Source organism: Inquilinus sp. OTU3971 (assembly GCF_038440215.1).
Genome location: NZ_JASATH010000361.1, coordinates 1 through 3,482, shown reverse-complemented (window position 1 = coordinate 3,482; position 3,482 = coordinate 1). Strand labels below are relative to the sequence as shown.

Annotated in this window: 3 protein-coding genes; all 3 read right to left on the bottom strand. The window is 69.6% G+C overall.

The features are described 5' to 3' along the window. Positions 1 to 7: 7 nt before the first annotated feature. Complete coding sequence (locus AAHM41_RS39575) at positions 8 to 1,474, bottom strand: Ca2+-dependent phosphoinositide-specific phospholipase C (protein ID WP_342242137.1); 1,467 nt, start codon at positions 1,472 to 1,474, stop codon at positions 8 to 10. A gap of 181 nt (positions 1,475 to 1,655) precedes the next feature. Beyond that, positions 1,656 to 3,071, bottom strand: a complete 1,416-nt coding sequence (gene creD, locus AAHM41_RS39570; RefSeq protein ID WP_342242136.1) for a cell envelope integrity protein CreD — start codon at positions 3,069 to 3,071, stop codon at positions 1,656 to 1,658. 168 nt (positions 3,072 to 3,239) lie between these two features. Further along, positions 3,240 to 3,482, bottom strand: a 243-nt coding sequence (locus AAHM41_RS39565; RefSeq protein WP_342242135.1) for a VOC family protein, incomplete at its 5' end; no start/stop codon positions are given.

Genomic DNA, 3,482 nt, shown 5'->3' with positions numbered 1-3,482 from the left:
CCGTTCCTCAGTAATACGGGTTGTTGGCATTCACGCTGCTGCGCAGCCGGAAGCGCTGGCTGGCGCCGCCGGTGCAGTTGCGGATCTGCAGCCGCCGGCCGAGGGCGGAGTCCACCACATCGGCGCAGCGGCCGTTCATGCCGACCAGCCGGCCGTCCGGCTGCAGCTGCCACTTCTCGCTGGCGCCGCCGTCGCAGTCCCAGATGTGCAACTGGTCGCCGTTGTTGCCGTCGCCGCCATTGATGTCGAAGCAGTACTTGTCGTTGCCGACCGCCCGCAGCTGGGTCTCGTCGCTGTAGCGCCACTGCTGGCGCACCGCGTCCGAGCAGTTGAACTGGTTGAGGTCGGAGCCATTGCCATAGGCGCCGCCCTGGATCTCGACGCAATAGCCGGTCAGCTCGCTGGCGAGGACGAAGCCGGTCGGGACCGAGCGGCGGACGCCGTTCACCGGCAGCTTGCCGCCCCAGGTCTCCAGGCTTTCGCGGCTGATCATCGAGGCGCCCCAGCCGGCCGCCAGGTACATCTGGGAGTAGCCATCGAACTGCGAGGTGTTGCTGGACCACAGGTTGACCAGCTGGCCATTCTGCTGCGCGGTCAGCGTGTTCTTGTACCAGTACTTGTCGTTCTGCTGGTTGCCGCAGATGACCCATTTGTTGGTGTTCGGGTCGTCGAAATCATTGGCGTTGCCGTTCCAGTAGTAGTCGTGCGGATCATGCGATTCCGGGCAGACGAAGATGTGGGCGCCGGCGCCGAACTGGTTGACGTACTCTTCCTGGGTGTCGTTCTTGTCGCCGAGCGGCCCACCCATCATCAGCACGATGACGCGGCCGCGCAGGGCATCAATGGTGGGCCAGCCGGCGCGGTAGACGCCCTCGCGCAGCGAGGCGTAGCCGGTGAAGGCCCGCAGCGCCTCCGGCTGGTAGACCTTTGCCCCGAGCTGCTGGGCGACCGTGGAGTCGAGGGCGGCCTTGGACGCCGCATCCCAGCCCCAGAACCCGAGATCGCCGGGCTTGAGATCGAGCTGGACCGTGATCGGCAGGTGGCCGGGATGCGCGTCGCTCCAGGCCCGGATGTCGCTCAGGCAATCCCGCAGCCAGCCGCCGGCGCCGCCGCGGCAGTTGTTCTGGCTGATCGAGTCGCCGGGGTTGTGCTTCACCGGCAGCCCGGAATCGCCATAGACGTCGAGTTCGACGACCTGGTTGCCGCGGTCCAGCGCGTCGGTCAGCCGGGCGAAATGCGTCCGGTCATAGGTGTTGTGCGGCCGCGACCAGTAGGCGGCGTTGTAGTGCGTCGTCCCGGACACCGCCTGGCCGTTCGGCACCGCAGGCAGCGGCGCCGGCGGATTGACGATCATACCCGGCGGCCGGGGATTCGGGTTCAATCCCGGGCCGATCGGAATCAGCCCCTGAGCCACGGCCGGCACCATAGCCGACAGCAGCAGGGCGGCGACCGCCCCGAATATCAGACCTCTCATCGGATCCCCCCTCGTCTGATGGTCGAGCCGGCCGATCCGACCGGCACGACGACGAGGCTAGGCGGCTTCGGAGACGATGGGATGACGGTTTGAACACGTGTTCATGACGATTGGCACACGTGTTCACAAGACCGGGAATGAAAGGTGGGAGGGCCACCGGATCGCGGCCCTCCCCTGCCGGTCAAAGGGCCGGCGCTTCGTTGCGGGCGGCCGGGTCGGCGGTTTCCGCGGCCGCCGGGGTGACGGCGTACCAGTCGATCCGGCGGGTCACATACATCACGCCGCTGAGCGCCAGGAACAGGCCGAGCGAGCCGAGCAGCAGGGCCAGATCCTCGAGCTGCATCAGCGCGTAAAGGGCGCCGTACAGGATCGCCAGCATCGCGCCCAGCACCAGGCTGCGCTTCCAGGTGCCGAGCACCGGCCGGCAGTACAGCACGATCTGCACCACCACCGCGGCGGCGCCCACGCCATAGGCCGCGGCGAAGCCGATCTGCTCGGCGAAGGACAGCAGCAGCAGGTAGAACAGGCACAGCGACAGCCCGACCAGCCCGTATTGGAAGACGTGGATGCGCAGCCGCGCCACCGCCTCGAACAGGAAGAACAGGGTGAAGGTGAAGACGATGAACAGCATGCCGTATTTGGCCGAGCGCTCGGTCTGCTGATAGGCGTTGACCGGCTGGAAGAAGCGCACGCCGAAGGCGGAGCTGGACACCGAAGAGAGATAGTCGCCCTCCCCGCCCACCCAGGCCTGGGGATAGCCGCGGCCGAAATAGGACAGCTCCCATGCCGCGGTGAAGCCCTGCGGGCCGATGCTGGAGCGCACCGGCAGGAAGGCGCCGTCGAAGCTGGGGTCCGGCCAGTTCGAGCTGGCGGTCACCCGGGTGGAACGGCCGAGCGGCAGGAAGTCGAGGCGCTGGCTGCCGTTCAGCCGCAGCGTGGTGGCAAACGGGATCGCCGTTCGGGCCGACGCCGCCGACAGGTCCGGCAGGCGCAGGGTCATGCCGGCGCCGAAGCGCTGGCCCAGCTCGCCCGGCGCGCCGGGCTGGAACGGCAGGTCGCGCCCGCCCCAGCGCAGCGACGCGCCCTCGCGGATGCTGCGCGGGTCGGCCACGCCGACATAGAGATACGCCGACGACCAGTCGATCGTCGCCTGCGGCCCGGCCAGGGAGGCGGCGTCGCCGATCAGGAACTGCCCGGACAGGGCAAGGTCGACGGTGTAGACCACGGCCTCGAACAGGCCGCGCTTGCGCGTCTCCGGCGCCGCCTGGGCCTCCGCCTCGTAGCGGTCGGGCAGGATGACGAGCTGGCGTTCGAGCGGCGGCAGCGGCGTGCCGTCGGCGCGCGGCTCGGACGGCAACCGGAACGGCACCACCAGGATCGGCCCGATGACGCGCTGCGGCCCGCCCCAGCTGCTGCCGATCTCATCCACCACCGAACGGTAGCGCTCCTCGCGCTCGCCGATCACGTCATAGACCAGGAAGACCGGCAGCAGGAAGGCGACGGTGAGGAAGACGATAGCCAGGACCTTCAGCGCCGGCGACCCGGCGCGGAGGCGCCGGACAGGCCAGGCGGCGGGCGGGACGGAGTCGATGCTCATGGCGGGCTCGCTCGAGACTGCGAAGCCCGCAGCGTCCGCGCCGCCGATGGCCGCTTCGTGGCGGCGCGGCGGAAAGCTGAAGGCGCGCCCGGTACTCAGGCACGCCCCGCTCCCTTCCCTGCCTGCTTCGGCGTGTTGAGCGCCGTCAACGCCGCTGCCTCCTGCCCGTCACCTCGCCTGGACCAGCTTCCAGCCATTCCCCGACGGATCGCGGAAGCTGGCGTCCACGCCGCCGTAGCGCTCCATGGGCTCCTGGGTGAACTCCACCCCGCGGGTGAGCATCCGGTCATAGGCGGCGCGGCAGTCGTCGACGATGAGCATGAGCGGCGGCATGGCGCCCTTCGCCACGATCTCGCGCAGGGCCTGGACGGGGGGCCCCGCGCCCCCGCGCCGCCGCGGGCCCCCCCCCCC

What these genes read in the sequence shown, in the direction of transcription:
- AAHM41_RS39575 (WP_342242137.1), bottom strand. Translation starts at nt 1,474, where the DNA reads ATGAGAGGTCTGATATTCGGGGCGGTCGCCGCCCTGCTGCTGTCGGCT.
- creD (WP_342242136.1), bottom strand. Translation starts at nt 3,071, where the DNA reads ATGAGCATCGACTCCGTCCCGCCCGCCGCCTGGCCTGTCCGGCGCCTC.